18 protein-coding genes are annotated in these 18,671 nt (G+C 30.8%); 12 read left to right on the forward strand and 6 right to left on the reverse strand.

The window, feature by feature from the left end:
* Nucleotides 1-5 precede the first annotated feature (5 nt).
* The 3 genes from K7G76_RS12125 to K7G76_RS12135 are packed head-to-tail and all read left to right on the forward strand — an operon-like array spanning nucleotide 6 to nucleotide 2,790.
* The gene (locus tag K7G76_RS12125; RefSeq protein WP_223034491.1) at nucleotides 6-1,214 is read left to right on the forward strand and encodes a DegT/DnrJ/EryC1/StrS family aminotransferase; all 1,209 of its coding nucleotides are present in this window, start codon (nucleotides 6-8) and stop codon (nucleotides 1,212-1,214) included.
* On the forward strand, nucleotides 1,211-1,801 hold the full coding sequence (locus tag K7G76_RS12130) for a sugar transferase (protein ID WP_223034492.1): 591 nt from the start codon (nucleotides 1,211-1,213) through the stop codon (nucleotides 1,799-1,801). Before K7G76_RS12125 ends, K7G76_RS12130 begins: the two co-directional genes overlap by 4 nt.
* Nucleotides 1,801-2,790, forward strand: coding sequence for a polysaccharide deacetylase family protein (locus tag K7G76_RS12135; protein ID WP_223034493.1), 990 nt, complete (start codon nucleotides 1,801-1,803; stop codon nucleotides 2,788-2,790). The genes K7G76_RS12130 and K7G76_RS12135 overlap by 1 nt, the downstream gene beginning before the upstream one ends.
* Here K7G76_RS12135 and K7G76_RS12140 read toward each other — a convergent pair.
* Entirely contained in the window at nucleotides 2,783-4,021 is a 1,239-nt protein-coding gene (locus tag K7G76_RS12140; protein ID WP_223034494.1) for a GNAT family N-acetyltransferase, read from the reverse strand. The two genes, K7G76_RS12135 and K7G76_RS12140, sit on opposite strands and share 8 nt — an antisense overlap.
* A complete protein-coding gene (locus tag K7G76_RS12145) occupies nucleotides 4,011-5,249 on the reverse strand; it encodes a GNAT family N-acetyltransferase (RefSeq protein ID WP_223034495.1) in 1,239 nt (412 codons plus the stop codon). Before K7G76_RS12145 ends, K7G76_RS12140 begins: the two co-directional genes overlap by 11 nt.
* A 381-nt stretch (nucleotides 5,250-5,630) precedes the next feature.
* Here K7G76_RS12145 and K7G76_RS12150 point away from each other — a divergent pair, with 381 nt between their 5' ends.
* The 4 genes from K7G76_RS12150 (at nucleotide 5,631) to K7G76_RS12165 (ending at nucleotide 11,774) form a co-directional block, all read left to right on the forward strand.
* Nucleotides 5,631-6,752: a DegT/DnrJ/EryC1/StrS family aminotransferase gene (locus K7G76_RS12150; protein WP_255573012.1), complete on the forward strand. Its 1,122-nt coding sequence runs from the start codon at nucleotides 5,631-5,633 to the stop codon at nucleotides 6,750-6,752.
* A 142-nt stretch (nucleotides 6,753-6,894) separates the two neighbouring features.
* Nucleotides 6,895-8,640 carry a polysaccharide biosynthesis protein gene (locus K7G76_RS12155; protein ID WP_255573013.1) on the forward strand — a complete coding sequence of 582 codons (1,746 nt, stop codon included), beginning with the start codon at nucleotides 6,895-6,897 and terminating at the stop codon, nucleotides 8,638-8,640.
* A 12-nt stretch (nucleotides 8,641-8,652) separates the two neighbouring features.
* Complete coding sequence (locus K7G76_RS12160; RefSeq protein WP_223034498.1) at nucleotides 8,653-9,444, forward strand: polysaccharide biosynthesis/export family protein; 792 nt, start codon at nucleotides 8,653-8,655, stop codon at nucleotides 9,442-9,444.
* Between the two features lie 11 nt (nucleotides 9,445-9,455).
* Entirely contained in the window at nucleotides 9,456-11,774 is a 2,319-nt protein-coding gene (locus K7G76_RS12165; RefSeq protein WP_223034499.1) for a GumC family protein, read from the forward strand.
* Nucleotides 11,775-11,776: 2 nt separating this feature from the next.
* Here the strand turns inward: K7G76_RS12165 and K7G76_RS12170 are convergent, their stop codons facing one another.
* Nucleotides 11,777-12,952, reverse strand: coding sequence for a proline dehydrogenase family protein (locus tag K7G76_RS12170; RefSeq protein WP_223034500.1), 1,176 nt, complete (start codon nucleotides 12,950-12,952; stop codon nucleotides 11,777-11,779).
* A gap of 94 nt (nucleotides 12,953-13,046) precedes the next feature.
* Here K7G76_RS12170 and aroB point away from each other — a divergent pair, with 94 nt between their 5' ends.
* Both aroB and K7G76_RS12180 read left to right on the forward strand, forming a co-directional pair.
* Nucleotides 13,047-14,114 (forward strand): 3-dehydroquinate synthase, encoded by a 1,068-nt coding sequence (gene aroB / locus K7G76_RS12175; RefSeq protein ID WP_223034501.1) that lies wholly within the window; start codon nucleotides 13,047-13,049, stop codon nucleotides 14,112-14,114.
* An 86-nt stretch (nucleotides 14,115-14,200) separates the two neighbouring features.
* The gene (locus K7G76_RS12180) at nucleotides 14,201-14,503 is read left to right on the forward strand and encodes a hypothetical protein (RefSeq protein ID WP_223034502.1); all 303 of its coding nucleotides are present in this window, start codon (nucleotides 14,201-14,203) and stop codon (nucleotides 14,501-14,503) included.
* Here K7G76_RS12180 and K7G76_RS12185 read toward each other — a convergent pair whose 3' ends face one another.
* The 3 genes from K7G76_RS12185 to K7G76_RS12195 form a co-directional block, all read right to left on the reverse strand.
* Entirely contained in the window at nucleotides 14,504-15,019 is a 516-nt protein-coding gene (locus K7G76_RS12185) for a DinB family protein (RefSeq protein ID WP_223034503.1), read from the reverse strand.
* Nucleotides 15,020-15,073: 54 nt separating this feature from the next.
* Nucleotides 15,074-15,553, reverse strand: a complete 480-nt coding sequence (locus K7G76_RS12190) for an Lrp/AsnC family transcriptional regulator (RefSeq protein ID WP_223034504.1) — start codon at nucleotides 15,551-15,553, stop codon at nucleotides 15,074-15,076.
* Between the two features lie 65 nt (nucleotides 15,554-15,618).
* A complete protein-coding gene (locus K7G76_RS12195) occupies nucleotides 15,619-16,776 on the reverse strand; it encodes a M14 family zinc carboxypeptidase (RefSeq protein WP_223034505.1) in 1,158 nt (385 codons plus the stop codon).
* 292 nt (nucleotides 16,777-17,068) lie between these two features.
* On the opposite strand from K7G76_RS12195, the gene K7G76_RS12200 reads away from it, so the two are divergent.
* The 3 genes from K7G76_RS12200 to K7G76_RS12210 all read left to right on the forward strand — a co-directional run bounded on the left by K7G76_RS12200 (nucleotide 17,069) and on the right by K7G76_RS12210 (nucleotide 18,670).
* A complete protein-coding gene (locus K7G76_RS12200) occupies nucleotides 17,069-17,431 on the forward strand; it encodes a helix-turn-helix domain-containing protein (RefSeq protein WP_223034506.1) in 363 nt (120 codons plus the stop codon).
* Nucleotides 17,432-17,508: 77 nt separating this feature from the next.
* Complete coding sequence (locus K7G76_RS12205) at nucleotides 17,509-17,880, forward strand: DNA topoisomerase IV (protein WP_223034507.1); 372 nt, start codon at nucleotides 17,509-17,511, stop codon at nucleotides 17,878-17,880.
* A gap of 1 nt (nucleotide 17,881) precedes the next feature.
* Nucleotides 17,882-18,670, forward strand: coding sequence for a TerC family protein (locus K7G76_RS12210; RefSeq protein ID WP_223034508.1), 789 nt, complete (start codon nucleotides 17,882-17,884; stop codon nucleotides 18,668-18,670).
* Nucleotide 18,671 lies beyond the last annotated feature (1 nt).

An 18,671-nucleotide genomic window follows, 5' to 3' on the forward strand; every position in this document is an offset into this window, starting at 1 on the left:
AAAAAATGAAAATTCCTTTTTCTCCTCCTTATATAAATGATGCTGTAATTAATGAAGTAACAGATGCTTTAAAATCAGGATGGATAACAACTGGGCCAAAAGTAAAACGACTAGAAGAGCTGGTTTGCGAATATATTGGAGTTCCAAATTCGTTATGTGTAAATTCAGCTACTTCTGGACTGATTTTAGCCTTAAAATGGTATGGTGTTGGCCAAGGCGATGAAGTCATCATTCCTGCCTATACTTATGCCGCCACTGCACTTGCTGTTATTCATGTTGGTGCTACTCCAATCCTGGTTGATGTTAATGATGATTTTAATATTTCAGTTTCTGAAATTGAAAATGCCATTACACAAAAAACCAAAGCCATTATACCTGTTGACATTGCAGGTTGGCCATGCGACTATGATGAAATAATTAACTTAACAAAACAAAAGAATCACCTGTTTACTCCAAAAAATGCCAATCAAAAAAAGCTAAACAGAATATTGATTTTATCGGATTCAGCCCATGCTATTGGAGCAAAATATAAAGGCAAATATGTTGGAACAACTTCAGATATATGTGTGTTTTCATTTCATGCGGTAAAAAATGTTACTACTGCCGAAGGTGGTGTTGTTTGTTTGAACCTTCCAGAGGAAACCTTCGACAATAATGATGAATACACATATTTACGTTGTTATGCCCTAAACGGTCAAACTAAAGATGCTTTTACTAAATCTAAAGCTGGTGGTTGGAAATACGATATTATTTATCCTGGTTTAAAAATTAATATGCCTGATGTTTTGGCTGCTATTGGCTTGGCACAGTTACCAGACTATTTTGAATTCATTCTGGAAAAACGCGCTGAAATCTATAAGTTTTATCAAACTTTTTTTGAATCTAAATCATGGGCAATTATTCCACCCTATAAAAGCGCAGATAAACTCTCTTCCTGTCATTTGTATGCTTTGCGAATTAATGGAATTACCGAAGATCAACGCGATATAATAATAAATACGGTTTCTCAAAATGGTGTTGCTGTAAACGTCCATTTTCAACCTTTACCATTGTTGAGTCTTTTTAAAAACATGGGCTTTTCTATAACAGATTATCCGAATGCGTATAAAAATTACAAATCTGAAATATCACTACCTATTTACCCACAATTAACTAACGATGAGTTGCATTATATAGTAAATATTATAGAGAGTGCTGTTTTAGCTCAATTATGATAAAACGCTTATTTGATATCATTTTTTCTGCATTAGGTTTAATATTATTATTACCTTTACTCCTGCTAATAGCAATTCTCCTTAAAATAGAATCCAAAGGACCTGTTTTCTACAAACAAGTTCGAGTTGGACTTAATAGCACAGATTTTAAAATATTTAAGTTTAGAACCATGTTTGTAGGTTCAGACAAAAAAGGCTTGTTAACAGTTGGAGATAGAGATCCAAGAGTTACAAAAACAGGTTATTTTTTAAGAAAATACAAGCTTGATGAATTTCCGCAATTAATAAATGTTTTTATAGGGAATATGAGTTTTGTTGGACCTAGACCAGAAGTAAGAAAATATGTGAGTTTGTATTCTAAATCTGATTTAGAAATACTAACTGTAAAACCGGGCATTACGGATTATGCCTCTATTGTTTTTAGGGATGAAGCCGAGTTATTGAAAACTGCTGAAAATCCTGAAGAGTTATATGTTAATGAAATTATGCCAAAAAAAATAGCCTTAAATAAGCAGTATATTAATAAGCATAATACTCTTGTTGACATTAAAATAATATTAAAAACCATTAAAACAATTATTAGTTAATGCCTTCTAAAAACGGATATTTATTAATTTCTTTAGACTTCGAATTGTTTTGGGGAGTTAGAGATGTTAAGACCAAGTCTGGCTATAAAGAAAACTTATTAAATGTTCAAAAAGTTATTCCAAGACTTTTAGAATTAGCTGATAAATATGAGGTTAAATTAAATTTTGCAACAATTGGTTTTTTGTTTGCCACCAATAAAAAGGAATTATTAGACTTTGCTCCTAGCATTAAACCCACCTATAAAAATTCCATTTTTAATCCGTATCAATATATAGACAACATTGATGATGGTGAAAATTATAACTTATATCATTATGCCCCAAACTTAATAGACTTAATCAACTCGAATAAAAATCATGAAATAGCCACACATACTTTTAGCCATTTTTATGTTAATGAAACAGGGCAAACCATTGAGCAGTTTGAAAATGATTTATTGGCCGCTATTGCTATTGCAAAACAGAAAGGTATTACATTTAAAAGCATTGTATTTCCAAGAAATCAAATTAACGAAGATTATTTAAGTGTTTGCCTCAAACATGGAATAACCAATTATAGAGGAACAGAGAAACATTGGATGTTTGATACAACAGATACCAATAGACTTGAGCGTCCTTCCCATAAAATGTTTCGGTTAATGGATGCTTATTTTAATTTATCTGGTTACAATACATATCCCTTATCAAATATAAAATCGATAAACGGTGTTTTAAACATACCCTCAAGTAAATTTTTCAGACCCTACTCAAAATCTTTAAAAGCTCTAGAGCTACGCAGAATTAATAGAGTTAAAAAAGGTTTGACTTATGCTGCAAAACATAATGAAATATACCATATGTGGTGGCATCCACACAATTTTGGGGCTAACATTGAAGAAAACTTCAACAATTTAGAAACAATTTTCAAACATTTTACTACTTTAAAAAGAGACTATAGCTTTAACAGTTTAACCATGTCAGAAATAGCATCGATTGTTAATGCTAAATAATTTCTATACTGTATAAAGAAGCCTTTCCGACAACATAGTATGCTAGCTTACTACCCCTAGATTTATAAACTTTTAAGTTTTTAAAGGGTTCTGGGTTTTTAAAAAGTCCGTCATAAACTATTCTGTTAAGAAAGGGGTACTTAATGCTTTCTTCTTCTAAATTAACCTGTAAAAGACTATCAATATTCTCTAGTTTTTTAATAGGTTTTAGCACAAATCGCTGTTTATTTTTTGTACTAAGTATTATATGTTTAAGCTTGTACTTAACTTTAACTAAAAGCAAATTAAAATTCTTGTCCCTTAAATACTGTTTAAAATTAAAAAAGCGCGCCAACAACCTGGCAGTCATGCTACTGGTGAAACTTGAACTATCGTATAAAATATGACAATTATAGTTATACTCACTATTGGTCCATCTATCCTTATATTTATAGGTCCCTTTAGAAAAATCGAAATATTTTAAATTGTTTTGCAGACAAAACTCTATTAATTTACTGATTTCAATATGGCCAACATTAAATTTATAAAAATCTGAATCAAAAGCTTTAATGGCTCCCACCAATGATACACTTCCTAAAAAAGCCAATGACATAGAAACAGGCTTTCCATTAGCTTTTATTGAAACCAAAATAGCCTTTTCGTCAAGTATCATTTTATAAATCAATTCAGTATAAAATGGCCATTCAGCAATTAAATTCGTGTCTAATTTTAAGGTTTCAAAGCGCCTTACTATTATTTTCTTAAACTCATTAATAGTTCTGATATAATCTTCTTTAGTAATAAAGTCTTTATAAATATTATATTCTACATCAAAACACGTTTCAAATTTTCTTAAAGCACTTCTAAATTTATTTCTTGATTTGGTGTTGAGCTCTTTTAATAAATAACTTTCCAGATTGTCTACACTCTCTAAATTGGCCAAATAGCCTTTATACTGCTTAATAGAATATAATTTAATGGGACTGTCTTCTGCCGGAGGATTTATTTTGTAATAACTTGGAACATCATAGATTAACAGTGTTTTACTTTTATAATCCCTAGCATTATGGTCTAGGTTATATGTAATTCCATTTGTAGAATTACGCCCAACATTTATAAAATAAGGCAGAAATAAATGCTTATAAAACTTTAACCCATCAACAAAATTAAAGGCTATACCTTCTTTATGTCTTGAAAAGTGCTTTAACCACGTTAATTCGTATGTTTTAGATGTAAATGGGTTATTTATCATCTTTTATGATTTTTAAGAGGCTTGTTTCACTTTTAGCAAAATAAGTACTGTCATTTAATTTGTAAAACGTGAAATTGCTAACTTTTTCTGGATTCATATATAGAAAATCATATAAACTTCTTCTCAAGTTATTAAATTTATCTCCAGTAATATCAATAGGATTTGAAGTGCTAACATCAAAATTGTTTGGCTGAATACTCTCTATTTGAAACATGGATTGATCTAAACTAGCTCGGGTTTTATTTCCAAAAAATTTATACTTCCAACTATGATACAGTTTATTAAGCTTCAATTCCCTAAACGCTCTCTTTACTTTAAAGTAGGCAACCATACTATTAGCCAACACCTTACTTTTTAAGGAATTGGAATCATAAAGTATATGGTAATTTGTATTATATTCACTATCACTCCAACGCTTTTTGTACTCAAAATCGCCTTGGGTATAATCAAATAATTTAATGTTGTTTTTAAAACTCCACTCCAACATTTTTAAAATAGTGGTATGACCTATATTAAACCTATAAAAATCAATATCGAAGACCGTAAGTGCCTCAATCAAAATATCTCCTATATGATAACTAAACGTAATACCAACTGGTACTTTGTCACAATATATGACAAACAGCGAAGCTTTTTTATCTTTAATCAATGTAAGCCCTAATTCTGTATAATACGCCCAAACCTTTGGGTCTAATTCTCCACATGGTTCACCTTTATCTGTATAGCGCTTTTCGAATAATTTATAAAAGTTTTTAAAAACAGAATGATATGTAGTTTCGGAAATATCACCGTAGTACATAATATATTCTACATCAAAACAGACTTCCAACCTATTAATGTTTCTTCTTAATTTTGATCGAGTATTCGATTTGTATATAGTTCGTAAATACGCATCCAAAGAGCTGTAATCACTAACCTTTGTTGTATATCCTTTATATTGGAAAACAGCTTTCTGCTTTAAACTATCTAATTCATTTTTTTTGATGTTATGGTACGACGGTACATCACGTATTAAGAATGTTTTCTCTTTATAATCATCATTATCTGATAAACTATAAAAATTACCATTGGTAAGCTTGTTTCCTACATTGTAATATACTGGTAATGAGCCATGCTTGGCAAACAAGATTTGATTTAAAAAATCGAATTTCAAGGCGTTACTTGATTGATTAAAATGCTTTGACCATATCTTTTCAAAAGATGTTGTAGCAAAAGGATTTTGAATCATTTTATTAGCATTTTCTTGTTAAAATTAGTCTTTTAAAACAACATATTTTAGAGGAATATATTTTTTTAGTTGTATGTAAAAAAAAACAACATGAACGGTAATTTTATAATTTATTAAATCAATATTTCTTTTTTAGTATATTTACTTATAGTATTCAGTTAAAACATTTTACTTCCCTTTATAATAGAAATATCAAATAGCAATAGCTTTTTATCACGGTCCAAAATATAATATTGAACGATTAAATGTGTGTAAAAAACGATTAAATCAATACATTTAAAATTTGAAAATCAAAAAACGTAGAAATTAGTTATTTATCGTATTTATTTGAACAAGACTATTTAAACTTTGATATTTACTATGGCAAAACAGGCTTCAAACATGAATTCAAAAATATATTTGTCTGCTCCGCACATGAGTGGTTATGAGCAAGAATTCATTAATGAAGCTTTTAAAACTAATTGGGTAGCACCAATAGGACCTAATGTTAATGGGTTTGAAATTGATTTGGAAAACTATTTAAAATCAAATTCTTATGCCACAGCATTAAGTTCTGGAACAGCTGCTATTCATTTGGCTTTAGTTATGCTTAATGTTGGTAAGGACGATGAGGTTATTTGTCAAACAAAAACATTTGTGGCTTCAGTAAATCCAGTTATTTACGTAGGAGCCAAACCTATTTTTGTTGATAGTGAGTCTAAAACATGGAATATGTGTCCTGATTTATTGGAAAAAGCAATTCAGGATCGAATAAAACAAGGAAAGAAACCAAAAGCTATAATAGCTATTAATCTATATGGCATGCCATACAATGTAAAAAAAATACATACTATTGCTAAAGACTATAACATTCCTATTGTTGAGGATAGCGCTGAAGCTTTAGGCAGTTCATATAATAATCAGCCATGTGGTACTTTTGGAGATTATTCAGTTTTCTCTTTTAACGGAAACAAAATAATTACTACTTCTGGTGGTGGTGCTTTAATATCTAGAACCCAAAAAGATAAAGAAAAAGCTGTTTTTCTTGCTACTCAAGCTAAAGAAAGTGGTCAAGATTATAGTCATAAAACTATGGGGTATAATTATCGCATGTCTAATATTATTGCTGGGATTGGTAGAGGCCAAATGAAAGTTTTACATAAGCGTATTGAGAGCAGACGTAAAATTTATAATTATTATTATCAACAACTCAAACATATTGAATCTATATCTTTTTTAGAAGAGCCTGGCGGTTATTTTTCAAACAGATGGTTAAGCTGTATTCTTTTAGAAACTGAAACTATGCGGAATGATATAATAGATTTATTGAGCAAAAATAACATTGAATCTAGACCTTCGTGGAAACCTATGCATTTACAGGAACTCTATAATGGTTATCCCAGTTATTTAAACGGTATTTCGGATGATATATACAAAAAAGGGCTTTGTTTGCCTAGTGGGTCTGGATTGTCTGAAACCGATTTAGAACGAATAACATCAATTATAAAAAATTACTTTGGATAAATTATATACCATATTAAGAAAGTTATCCAACCGCTATGCGTCAAAGTGGCTTGTGCTATTATTTGATTCTTGCATTGTGGCATTCACCTTCTTTTTGGCTTATTTAATTCGATATAATTTTCAAATTAATTTTGATTTTTTCATGTTTTTAAAACAAATTCCATTTGTTTTAATTGCTGCTATAGTTAGTTTTCTTCTTGTTAGTTCGCATAAAGGAGTTGTTCGTTTTACAGGATTTAAGGATGTTGTTAATTTAATTATTGGTGTAAATATATTGGCAACCATATTAATTATTTCGACTTTTATGAGTCGAAAATTTCAATTTAATAACGTTTTTGACATACCTGGATCCATTATCTATATTCATTTACTACTGAATATTTTCTTTTTAATTGGCTCTAAATTTTTTATAAAATCAATTTATAGAAGCCTAGTAACAGATTATAGCATAAGAAGTACAGTTCTTATATATGGTGCCGGTGATTCGGGAATGATTACCTATAACGCATTAGTTAATGATGCTAAAAGTACCACCGAAGTTTTTGGTTTTATTGATGACAATGAAAGAAAAGTTGGTAAAAAAATCAACTTATTAAACGTTTATCATCCATCAAAAATAACAAAAGAGTTTATAGAAAAACATGGTATTGATGATGTTATTATTTCTATTCAAAACATCAACTCAAACAGGTTATTACAAATTACAAGTAAACTTTTTGCCTTAGGACTGAAAGTAAAAATTGTACCAGCTGTTCAAGATTGGATTGATGGCGATTTGAGCGTTGGTCAAATTGAAGACATTAAAATTGAAGACTTATTAGGCAGAGAACCTATTAATATAGAGAACCCTATATTAAGCGATGAATATGATGGTAAAACTATATTAGTCACAGGTGCTGCAGGTTCTATAGGTAGTGAATTAGTTAGAAAATTAAGTCTTTTTAATTTTAAAAAATTAATCTTAATAGATAATGCTGAATCACCACTTTATAACATTCAACAGGAATTAGTACGTAACAACATTAAAAATGTAACTGCTATTGTTAGCGATATTAGAAATAACGTAAGACTGGATAACATTTTTAATGCCCACAAACCTCAAATAATTTTTCATGCAGCGGCATACAAGCACGTACCTTTAATGGAGCAAAATCCATTTGAAGCTGTAAGCGTTAATGTAAGAGGTACAAAAAATGTTGTTAACCTATCGGTTAAATATGGTTCAGATAAATTTATTCTTATTTCAACCGATAAAGCTGTAAACCCAACCAATGTCATGGGAGCAACAAAGCGTATTGCAGAAATGATTATATGCTGCCAGAAAAATTTAAATAATGTAAAAACCAAATTTATAATAACACGCTTTGGAAATGTTCTTGGCTCAAATGGTTCAGTAATACCATTATTTAAAAGTCAGATTGAATCTGGTGGGCCTATAACTGTAACACATAAGGATATTATAAGATATTTCATGACCATACCAGAAGCAAGTCTTTTGGTTTTGGAAGCAGCAGCAATGGGATTAGGACATGAAATTTTTGTGTTTGATATGGGCAAGCCTATTAAAATATTTGATCTGGCTTTAAACATGATTGCTCTTTCAGGTCTTAAATATCCAGAAGATATAGATATAAAAATTATAGGCCTACGACCTGGTGAGAAAATATATGAAGAATTACTTATTGATGGCGAAAACACCAAGCCAACCTATAACGAGAAAATCATGATTGCCAAATGCAAACCTATTGATATAGTTACAGTTGAAAAAAACATAAAAGAATTATGTTTACTTGGTTCCAATACTCAAAATATAGAAATTGTATCGAAAATTAAAGATATAGTAGAAGAATACAACCCAAACAATTCAACATACGACGTTTTAAACTAACATAGTATTAATATGAAAACGAATACCAAACACCATATAGTTATTAAATTATTATTCTCCTTTGCATTATTAGCAATGGTTTCATCTTGTGTAACAAGCAAGGAAATTATATACTTTCAAGATGAACCCGTTACAAAGTCAAATCAAATGGATATAAATTCTGCTATAATCTACAAACCAAACGATTTACTTTTTATTAGTGTTGGTGGTGAAAAAGATGCTGTTGCTCCATTTAACCTTCCTGCTATTTCTTATAGTGCTTCAGAACTAAATGCCAATGGGCAATTAAAAATGCCAACATACCTAATTGATAATAACGGAAATATTGAATATCCAGTTTTGGGAACAATTAAACTAGGTGGTTTAACACGAATGCAAGCAACATCTTTATTAAAGAATAAGCTTTCTGAATATGTTAAAGATCCTATTGTAAATATTCGGTTGATAAACTTTACAGTTACCGTACTAGGCGAAGTTAACTCACCTGGCACATTCACAATTGAAGATGAACGCATCTCTTTAACTGAAGCTTTAGGCATGGCTGGAGATTTAACCATACATGGTAAACGCGAAAATGTTTTTTTAATTCGTGAGAATGATGGCAAAAAACAGTTTACTCAATTTGATTTAACTTCCGTAAATGTTGTGAATTCCCCAAATTATTACCTCCAACAGAATGATGTACTTTACGTACAACCAAATAAAGCAAAAGTTAGATCGGCTTCCTACAACCAAAATAATGGCATTATAATTTCTGCTGTTGGAACACTAGCTACTATTTTAGCTATATTTTTAGTTCAATAATCTAACATTAAATGAAAGAGACTGAATATTTTAGTGATTTAATTGAACCTTATGTAAGAAAGTGGAAATTTATTCTGCTATGTGTAATTAGTGCGCTATTGCTATCCCTATTATATCTGCGCTATGCCAATTACGAATACCATGCTAAGGCAACCATTAAAATAAAAGACGATAAGTCTCAAAACAAGCTACCAGAAATTTCATCATTACAAAACTACGGCCTCTTCAGCAATGACAAAAACAATGTACTTGATGAAATAGAAATAATAAAATCCCGAAATTTAATAAAAAGCGTAGTTAAGGATCTTAAGTTTAATGTTCAAATGTTTGTTGAAGGTCGTGTACAAGCCCATGAGGTTTATGTCAACAAGCCATTGAATATCAATTTTAGTATAACGGACTCTATTCTGCACAAAATTGATACAACATTTAACATTAGAATAAACTCATCAAAAGACTTTTATATTAAAGGATTAGATGAAGAAACTGATAATGATGGCGAACTATATGATTTTGGTGAGAGCGTCCCAACTACATTTGGAGACGTCATTATTACCCCTAACATTGGTCAGTATGCAACAAAAATAGATTCCAAAATAAAAATAAAAGTATCACCATTAAATGGTATTACAAGTCATTATAAAAACAAACTACAAATTGAAACCAATGAGCTGTCTAGCATCATTAAGCTGTCTATAAATGATAATGTAAGGCAAAAAGCTGAATTGTTTTTAGATAAACTTATTGAAAAATATAATGAGGATGTGGTTAACGATAAGCAAATGGTTATCAAAACTACTTCAGATTTTATAAACAACCGTCTTGAAATTGTTTCTCGTGAACTAGGTCAGGTAGATTTGACTGCTGAAGATATTCAGCAAGAAAAAAAATTAACCGATTTAGCTACGCAATCCAATTTAATGCTTCGCAACGAGCGGGAAAACGAAAGCAAAATAATTGAAGTCGCGAATCAAATTCAATTAATTGATTATATGAACGATCACTTATCTGAAAGTACAGACGTAGGTGATTTGTTACCCGCAAACATTGGTATTGGCGATGATAATATTGCTCAAGTAACCAAACGTCACAACGAGCTGGTTCAAGAACGAAACCGCCTGCTTAAATATTCAAGTGAAAAAAACCCAACTGTTGTTAATTTAACCAATCAAATTAATCAGTTAAAAACCAATCTTTCGCAAAGTTTAAGCAGTATAAAGTCTTCTAATGAAATCACTTATAACAGCTTGTTATCTGAAAATGCAAGAATCAGTTCACAAATTTATTCAGCTCCAGAAAAACAACGTGAATTTAGAGATATTAAAAGACAACAGGACATTAAAGAATCTCTTTATCTTTATTTATTAGAAAAACGTGAGGAATCTGCAATAACGCATGGTGTGTCGTCTCCTAATGCAAAAATTGTAGATAAGGCATTTGCCTCAAGCAAACCTGTTTCACCGAAAAAAATCATTATAATATTAGCTGCTTTAATACTAGGATTTTCTGCGCCTATTGGTTTGATTTACCTAATGAATTTATTAGATACTAAAGTTCATACTGTAAAAGACATCAAAAAACAAGTAGACGTACCGTTTATTGGTGATATACCACGTTCTAACAAGCGTATGCAGCTCATAAATAAAGTTGACTATTCTCCAAAAGCAGAAGCCTTTAGAATGGTTCGTACAAATATTGATTTTATGCTTAAGAGTGTTGATAATAGAGCCAAAACCATCTTTGTCACATCTACAACTAGTAAAGAAGGAAAATCGCACACGTCAATAAATTTAGCCCTATCACTATCGTTTTCAGATAAGAAAGTATTATTGGTAGAAACAGATATTAGAGTACCAAAAGCTACAAATTACTTAAATGTTAAAAATGAAATTGGTCTAACAAACTATATTAGTGATCCACATTTAACCCTAAAGGATGTTATAAAAAATCTAGAAGGCAACGAGTTTCTTGATGTTATTCCATCAGGTGTTATACCTCCAAACCCAGCAGAATTGCTCATGAGTGACCGTATGCAGGAATTATTTGATGAGGTTAAGAACAAGTACGATTATATTATTGTAGATACTGCTGCAGTAGGTTTAGTAACCGATACAATGCTTATTGGCCATCATGCCGATTTATTTATTTACGTAGTACGTGCCAATTATATTGATAAGCGTCAATTACACCTGGCGGAAAACATTTATAATGAAAAACGCCTTCCAAATATGACCATACTTTTAAATGCCGTTAATCACAAAAAAGGAAATGGATATGGCTATGGCTACGGAAAGAATCCGAATAAAAGAAAATGGTGGAAATTTTCTTAACCCTACTTAAGCTTGCGTCTTTCTTTTTCTCGTTTAATCAAAGCCAGTTCTCTTCCTGTTTGTCCAGCCACAGATGTGTTTTCTTCTGCTCTCCTAATTAAATAGGGCATAACATCCTTTACAGGGCCAAAAGGGACATATTTTGCAACATTATAACCGTAGTGTGCTAAATTAAAGCTAATATTATCACTCATACCGAACAATTGACCAAACCAAACACGATTGTCATTTTTTGCTATTCCTTTTTCATCCATCATATCCATTATGAGATAACTACTTTCTTCATTATGAGTGCCAGCAAAAAGTGAAATAGTATCTAAATGATCTAAAATATATTTAGCTGCAGCATTGAAGTTAATATCAGTAGCTTGTTTAGATTCACAAATTGGAGTTGGATAACCTTTTTCAAGTGCCCTGTCGTTTTCCTTTTCCATATAGGCTCCTCTAACAATTTTATAACCTAATGAAAAACTTTCTTTCTTTGCTAACTCGTGCTGCTGTTTTAAAAAGTCCATACGGTCATGCCTATACATTTGTAGCGTATTATACACTATAGTTTGATCTGTATTATACTTTCTCATCATATCGGTAACCAAATCATCTGCGGCATCTTGCATCCAGCTTTCTTCAGCATCAATTAAAATCTCAACATCGTTTTCTTTAGCTAACTTACAAACCGCATCATATCGCGCTACTACTCTGTCCCATTCTACTTGTTCAGCTTCGGTAAATGGCTTGCCTTCTCCTTTCTTCTCATACAAATAAAACCGTCCAAAACCAGTAGGTTTAAACACAGCAATTGGCATAGCGTCTTTTTCAGCAGCAAAACGAATGATCTTTAAAGTCGTTTCCATTGCAGCATCAAAATGCGATTCCGTTTCCTTACCTTCAACTGAAAAATCTAATACAGAACTTACACCTTTTGAATACATGGCATCAATAACATCCAAACAATCTTCTTCATTTACGCCACCACAAAAATGATCAAAAACCGTAGAACGGATAAGTCCTTCAACAGGTAAACTAGCCTTAATAGCAAAATTGGTAACTGCAGTTCCTATACGAACAAGTGGTTCTATTGAAATCATTTTAAATAAAAAATGAGCTCTTTCTAACTCGGTATCACTCTTTAACTCAAAAGCGATTTCAGTATTGTCAAATATTTTTTCACTTGCCATTAGCACTAGGTTTATTGTTACAAATATAATTATGATTCAGCTACTTTTTTATAAAAAAAACCTCTTATTTTTACATCGATATTTAAAATATTTAATGGACTCTATACGAACTTCAGATTACGACATTCATTTTAATTCCACATGCTATAAAAAGCTCAATATACATTTAGCCGAACGCAACTATTCCATAATTTTTGTTTTAGTAGATGAAAACACACATAACTATTGTCTTCCTTCTTTTTTAAGTCAAGTTGTAACAAACTCTCATATCGAGATAATTGAAATTGAGCCAGGAGAACACCATAAAAACATTGATACTTGTGTTGGGGTTTGGAATGCTTTATCTGAATTGGGTGCTGATAGAAAAAGCTTACTTATTAATTTAGGCGGTGGTGTTATAACTGATATTGGAGGTTTTATAGCCTCTACTTTTAAACGCGGAATTAATTACATTAACGTTCCCACATCCTTATTAGCCATGGTTGATGCCTCTGTTGGAGGTAAAACTGGAATAGATTTAGGGCATTTAAAAAATCAAATTGGTGTAATAAACACTAGTGAAATGGTATTGATTGATACAGCCTATTTACAAACACTTCCACAAAACCAACTAAACTCTGGAATGGCCGAAATGCTAAAACACGGTTTAATAGCAGATAAATCCTATTGGGATGAGTTTAAAAACCCTAATGAAATAAATGCCAATAATTTAAATTCATTAATCTATGATTCGGTTTTAATCAAAAAAAATATAGTAGAAGAAGACCCTAATGAAAATGGATTGAGAAAAACGCTTAATTACGGCCATACTTTAGGACATGCTATTGAATCCTATTGTCTATCTCATCCAGATAAAAATAGTTTGCTGCACGGAGAAGCTATTGCTATTGGTATGATTTTAGCTACTTATATATCAGTTAAAATTAGTAGGTTTTCAATGGAACAATGTGAAAACGTTAAGCGAACCATACTAAACTACTTCCCTAAAGAAACCATTCAGGATTCTGATTACCTACCAATCATTGAGCTTTTAAAATTTGACAAGAAAAACGAGCATGGTAATATAAATTTTGTTTTACTTGAAGAAATAGGTAAACCCAAAGTTGATTGTAAAGTTTCCAATGAAATAATAATAGAGGCATTTAATTATTATAAAGCATAAATTAAATTAAGAATTAATTTGTAACTTTAAGACATTGCATGAAAGGAAATAATTAAGGGATTATTACAATCAAATAGTTATGAATCATGAAACGCGTTATAGTTGACTACAAAAAACTAACTCCTAACCTGTTACAACTTCTTACCGAAAAATATCCTGATGGGTATGGAGATGATGATATCATTGTTTTTGACAATCATAAAAATGAAACCATTGAAGCTGTTGAAATTAAAACAGAAGAAGCCATATATCTGGTTAAAGTAAGTAGTAAATTACATTATACAATGGCTAATTTTGATGTTAATGATGATTTAGAACTAAACGACCTTGGCCATATTATTGTAAATGAAGATATAAGAAGTGAAAAACTAACAGATGAAGAAGAATAATTAAAGATAACGCTCTTTAATAATTTCAACATGATGTTTTTCATGACCTATAATTACAAAGCCTATTGCACGTACAGACATATCAGAACCACTAGCCTTACCTACCTGTAGCAACATATCAGTTGTAAAACTTTCAAACAAACTAATGGTTGATACCCTTAATGCTTTATAAGATTTCAACAATGCTTCCATATTAAGACTATTAGCATTACTATAACGAACATAATCATTCTCATCAAAACCGGGTAGTGCAGTGAGATCTTGACGCGCAAAGCGCAATGCCCTGTAAGCAAAAACACGTTCAGCATCAATTAAATGGAGTAAAAGCTCTTTAATAGTCCATTTATCCTTTAAATATGCATATTCAAGTTTTTCATTTGGAACAGCCTTAAAAAATGTCAAAGTGTCTTCGCCACTTTGCTTTAATCCTGTTAGAAGATTCAAATCATTTGCCCTATTTATGTAACCACTGTAATAGTCTGCAAACTCATTGGTCTTTAAATCAGAAATTGTCATAATATATGGATATAAAAAAAACCTTAATTTTTTAAGGCTTTACAGTATTTTAAGTTACATATTATTGAATATGGAATGCATTAAACGTTTCTTATCATTAATGCTTTCCTCTAATGAAATCATGGTTTCAGTTCTGTAAACACCCTCTATATCATCAATCATAAAAATCACGTCTTTAGCATGTTCTGTATTGCGAGCTCTAATTTTACAAAACACATTAAACTTACCTGTAGTTATATGGGCAACAGTAACAAATGGTATTTCATTAATCCTTTCGATTACAAATTTAGTTTGAGAAGTTTTATTTAAAAACACACCTACGTAAGCAATGAAAGAATACCCTAACTTTTTATAGTCTAAAGTTAAAGAAGAGCCTTTTATAATTCCAGCCTCTTCCATTTTCTTTACTCTTACATGTACAGTGCCTGCTGAAATCACCAACTTTTTGGCTATATCTGTAAAAGGAACTCGTGTATTATCAATCAGCATATCAAGGATTTGGTGATCAATCTCGTCTAATTTAAACTTTCCCATTTGTTAATTTTATTTAGATAAAAATCAAAAATAATACAATTTTGTTGAATTATATCTATCTAAAATCAAGATTCACTCAATAAAAGTGAATATTTTTCATTGTTTATTAAAACGAAATCGTTTGCGAAACCCAATTTTATCTCCTGTGAATTTGGCGACGAAACAAGACTACCATTGGCGTTGTATTCCTTGTGCCCAAAAAAATCATCTAATTTTTCAATTTTTTCTAAAATGGGCTTGAAAATTATGGTATTATCAACCAATTGTTCCTGATATTGAAAAGCCAAATCCACAACATGTTCATTTTCAATGACTTTAGCATTCCGAATTATAATATCAAAAAAACATTTTTCATTTTGAGGAATATCAAAGTATAACTCATAATTATTACCACTAACCTCTTTTGTCGCTATGTTATGCAAGGCAACCATTAAAGATTGGTAAATAAGTTCACGCGTATATTCCCTGGCATAATCATTTGGGAAATGTCCAGCCTCATAAAGGATTGTTGGCACGTTTAGGCTTTGAAATGTGTCTCCAACACAGTTTTCGTTATAAGTGTCGTCATATCGCCCTATTTGATTTGGAATAACTTGTTGCATATAATTATTTACAAGAGAAATGACTTCCATGGCTTTTTTACGTGTATCTGTAACCAATCTAGATGTTTCTTCTGCTGGTGACAAAAATGATAGTGTAGCGACGTTATCGTCATTACCTGCCGAAAATATAGTGCGTTGCCCGTGTAAATTAAAACAGAAATGTGGTTTAAACTCATCAAATAACTCCCGTAATACAACACTTTCTGGCTGCGACAAAGCTTTTGCATCACGATTTAAATCAACTGAATTGGCATTAACACGCGTATAAGCGTGTGCACCGTCAGGATTAAGAATAGGCACAAACAACAATGTACACGTGTTCAATATATCAAAACAAGCACGATCTGAACTTTGAATGGCATTAAAAACGTCAAAAATGGCTTTTGTTGTTGTTGATTCGTTTCCATGCATTTGAGACCATAACAAAACGCGTTTATTTCCATGACCTATTTTAACAGTATAAATCGGTCTATCCAAAACGGATTTCCCAATACTATTTAGATCAAAGTTTTTAGGTAGGTTTTTTAACAAAGGAAGTATCATTTCATTATGAATATACCTATGAAATAATTGACTTTCCTTATAATTTTTATAGGCTGAAAAAAGCGTATGTAATGCCATAGTTTTTGTTTGCAGTTACAAAGGTAAACAAATCAATATTTACAAATGTAAACATGAAATTGTATTCGAAAATACACATTTGTATACCGCAGATCATGAAATAGTTGTAAAGCAATCGATGAATTAACCCTCTGCTTTTGAATTTAAATTTAATTATTTATTTTTCAGTCTATTACATCGTATAGTGTAAACTATATATTTAAATAAATAATAGCAATTTATTTGTTTTTTTAAATTAATAATATATTTTATTTACATTTGTAACATTAATAACGCCTGCTTTTAGTTTACAATGATAAACGCCGAAGATTTCTCCAAACGCCTACAAAAAGTGATTAAATTCTACGATGAATCTGCTGCATCTTTTGCAGAAAAAATTGGTGTGCAACGCTCTAGTATTTCTCATATTCTTTCAGGAAGAAATAAACCCAGTTTAGACTTTGTTTTAAAAGTACTTTCTGCCTACCCTGAAGTTGAATTGTATTGGTTACTAAATGGCAAAGGAACTTTTCCTAAACAAAAGGAAACCGTAAAAACTATCAATCCTGAGCTTACTATTCCAAATAGTCCAGAAAATACTTCTACACATAAGGAAATTGACAGAATTGTTGTTTTTTATAAAGATGGAACTTTTAAAAATTATAACGAGACTTAATATTTAGACAAAAAATTATGACGGCAACTATATGTTAGAGTTTTAGTTTATTAATTTTGTAAAAATTAATTTATTCAATGAGAGTTATTTTTGTGTGTGTTATTTTGTTCATGTTTGTTGGCTGTTATGAAGTTGAACGTAATTGTAAAGATTACCAAACTGGAACATTTAAAAGCGAAATAAAGATTAACGATTCCACATATATCTCACTTTTTGTTAGAACGAACAACCTTCAAATTGAAACATATAACAATAAAGTTGATAGCTCTGAAGTACGATGGATAAACGATTGTGAGGTTGTTTTTAAAACCATAAATCCTAAAAACAGAATAGAACGAAAAGATATTCACTTAAAAATTTTAACTACTACAGATTCATCGTATACCTTTGAATACTCTTATGTAGGCGACAAAACAAAACAAAAAGGTATTGCTAAAAAAATAGATTAACATGCTAGATTTTTTACTTACTAGCGACGCAATAATGGCATTGCTAACATTGACCTTTCTTGAAATAATTTTAGGGATTGACAATATTGTATTCATATCTATAGCAGCCAACAAACTCCCTGAATCACAACGCAGCAAAGCCACTAATATTGGTTTATTGTTAGCAATGGTACAGCGCATAATATTATTATTTTTTGTATCATTCTTAATAAGTCTCAAGGATCCTTTTTATACCATTGAAACAGAATGGCTATATGTTGGTGTTAGCTGGCAAGCTTTAATACTATTTTCTGGTGGCTTATTTTTAATTTACAAAAGCACTTCAGAAATTCGTGAGAAAGTTGAGGAGCCTACTCATGATGAGGATTCTGTAAAACAGAAAAAAATTAAATCGTTTTCACAAGCTATTACTCAAATTCTAATTATCGATTTTATTTTTTCAATAGACTCTATATTGACAGCTGTTGGAATGACAAATGGTTTACACGAAAATCACAATTATAATCTTTTACTTATGATAATAGCTGTGGTAATATCTATTGCGATTATGATTGGTTTTGCTAACCCAATACGCAAATTTATTGATACACACCCCAGCATTCAAATGCTTGGCTTGGCGTTTTTAATTCTTATTGGCTTTATGCTAGTTACAGAGGCTGCGCACTTATCTGAAACTGAATTATTTGGTAAATCTGTAGGCGCTATTCCTAAAGGATATTTATACTTTGCAATAGCATTTTCACTATTTGTTGAATTTTTAAATTATAGAATAACTAGAAAACAAAAATAGC

Origin of the sequence: Hanstruepera marina (assembly GCF_019880635.1) — a bacterium.
GTDB lineage: Bacteria > Bacteroidota > Bacteroidia > Flavobacteriales > Flavobacteriaceae > Hanstruepera > Hanstruepera marina.

What these genes read in the sequence shown, in the direction of transcription:
- K7G76_RS12125 (WP_223034491.1), top strand. Translation starts at nt 6, where the DNA reads ATGAAAATTCCTTTTTCTCCTCCTTATATAAATGATGCTGTAATTAAT.
- K7G76_RS12130 (WP_223034492.1), top strand. Translation starts at nt 1,211, where the DNA reads ATGATAAAACGCTTATTTGATATCATTTTTTCTGCATTAGGTTTAATA.
- K7G76_RS12135 (WP_223034493.1), top strand. Translation starts at nt 1,801, where the DNA reads ATGCCTTCTAAAAACGGATATTTATTAATTTCTTTAGACTTCGAATTG.
- K7G76_RS12140 (WP_223034494.1), bottom strand. Translation starts at nt 4,021, where the DNA reads ATGATAAATAACCCATTTACATCTAAAACATACGAATTAACGTGGTTA.
- K7G76_RS12145 (WP_223034495.1), bottom strand. Translation starts at nt 5,249, where the DNA reads ATGATTCAAAATCCTTTTGCTACAACATCTTTTGAAAAGATATGGTCA.
- K7G76_RS12150 (WP_255573012.1), top strand. Translation starts at nt 5,631, where the DNA reads ATGAATTCAAAAATATATTTGTCTGCTCCGCACATGAGTGGTTATGAG.
- K7G76_RS12155 (WP_255573013.1), top strand. Translation starts at nt 6,895, where the DNA reads ATGTTTTTAAAACAAATTCCATTTGTTTTAATTGCTGCTATAGTTAGT.
- K7G76_RS12160 (WP_223034498.1), top strand. Translation starts at nt 8,653, where the DNA reads ATGAAAACGAATACCAAACACCATATAGTTATTAAATTATTATTCTCC.
- K7G76_RS12165 (WP_223034499.1), top strand. Translation starts at nt 9,456, where the DNA reads ATGAAAGAGACTGAATATTTTAGTGATTTAATTGAACCTTATGTAAGA.
- K7G76_RS12170 (WP_223034500.1), bottom strand. Translation starts at nt 12,952, where the DNA reads ATGGCAAGTGAAAAAATATTTGACAATACTGAAATCGCTTTTGAGTTA.
- aroB (WP_223034501.1), top strand. Translation starts at nt 13,047, where the DNA reads ATGGACTCTATACGAACTTCAGATTACGACATTCATTTTAATTCCACA.
- K7G76_RS12180 (WP_223034502.1), top strand. Translation starts at nt 14,201, where the DNA reads ATGAAACGCGTTATAGTTGACTACAAAAAACTAACTCCTAACCTGTTA.
- K7G76_RS12185 (WP_223034503.1), bottom strand. Translation starts at nt 15,019, where the DNA reads ATGACAATTTCTGATTTAAAGACCAATGAGTTTGCAGACTATTACAGT.
- K7G76_RS12190 (WP_223034504.1), bottom strand. Translation starts at nt 15,553, where the DNA reads ATGGGAAAGTTTAAATTAGACGAGATTGATCACCAAATCCTTGATATG.
- K7G76_RS12195 (WP_223034505.1), bottom strand. Translation starts at nt 16,776, where the DNA reads ATGGCATTACATACGCTTTTTTCAGCCTATAAAAATTATAAGGAAAGT.
- K7G76_RS12200 (WP_223034506.1), top strand. Translation starts at nt 17,069, where the DNA reads ATGATAAACGCCGAAGATTTCTCCAAACGCCTACAAAAAGTGATTAAA.
- K7G76_RS12205 (WP_223034507.1), top strand. Translation starts at nt 17,509, where the DNA reads ATGAGAGTTATTTTTGTGTGTGTTATTTTGTTCATGTTTGTTGGCTGT.
- K7G76_RS12210 (WP_223034508.1), top strand. Translation starts at nt 17,882, where the DNA reads ATGCTAGATTTTTTACTTACTAGCGACGCAATAATGGCATTGCTAACA.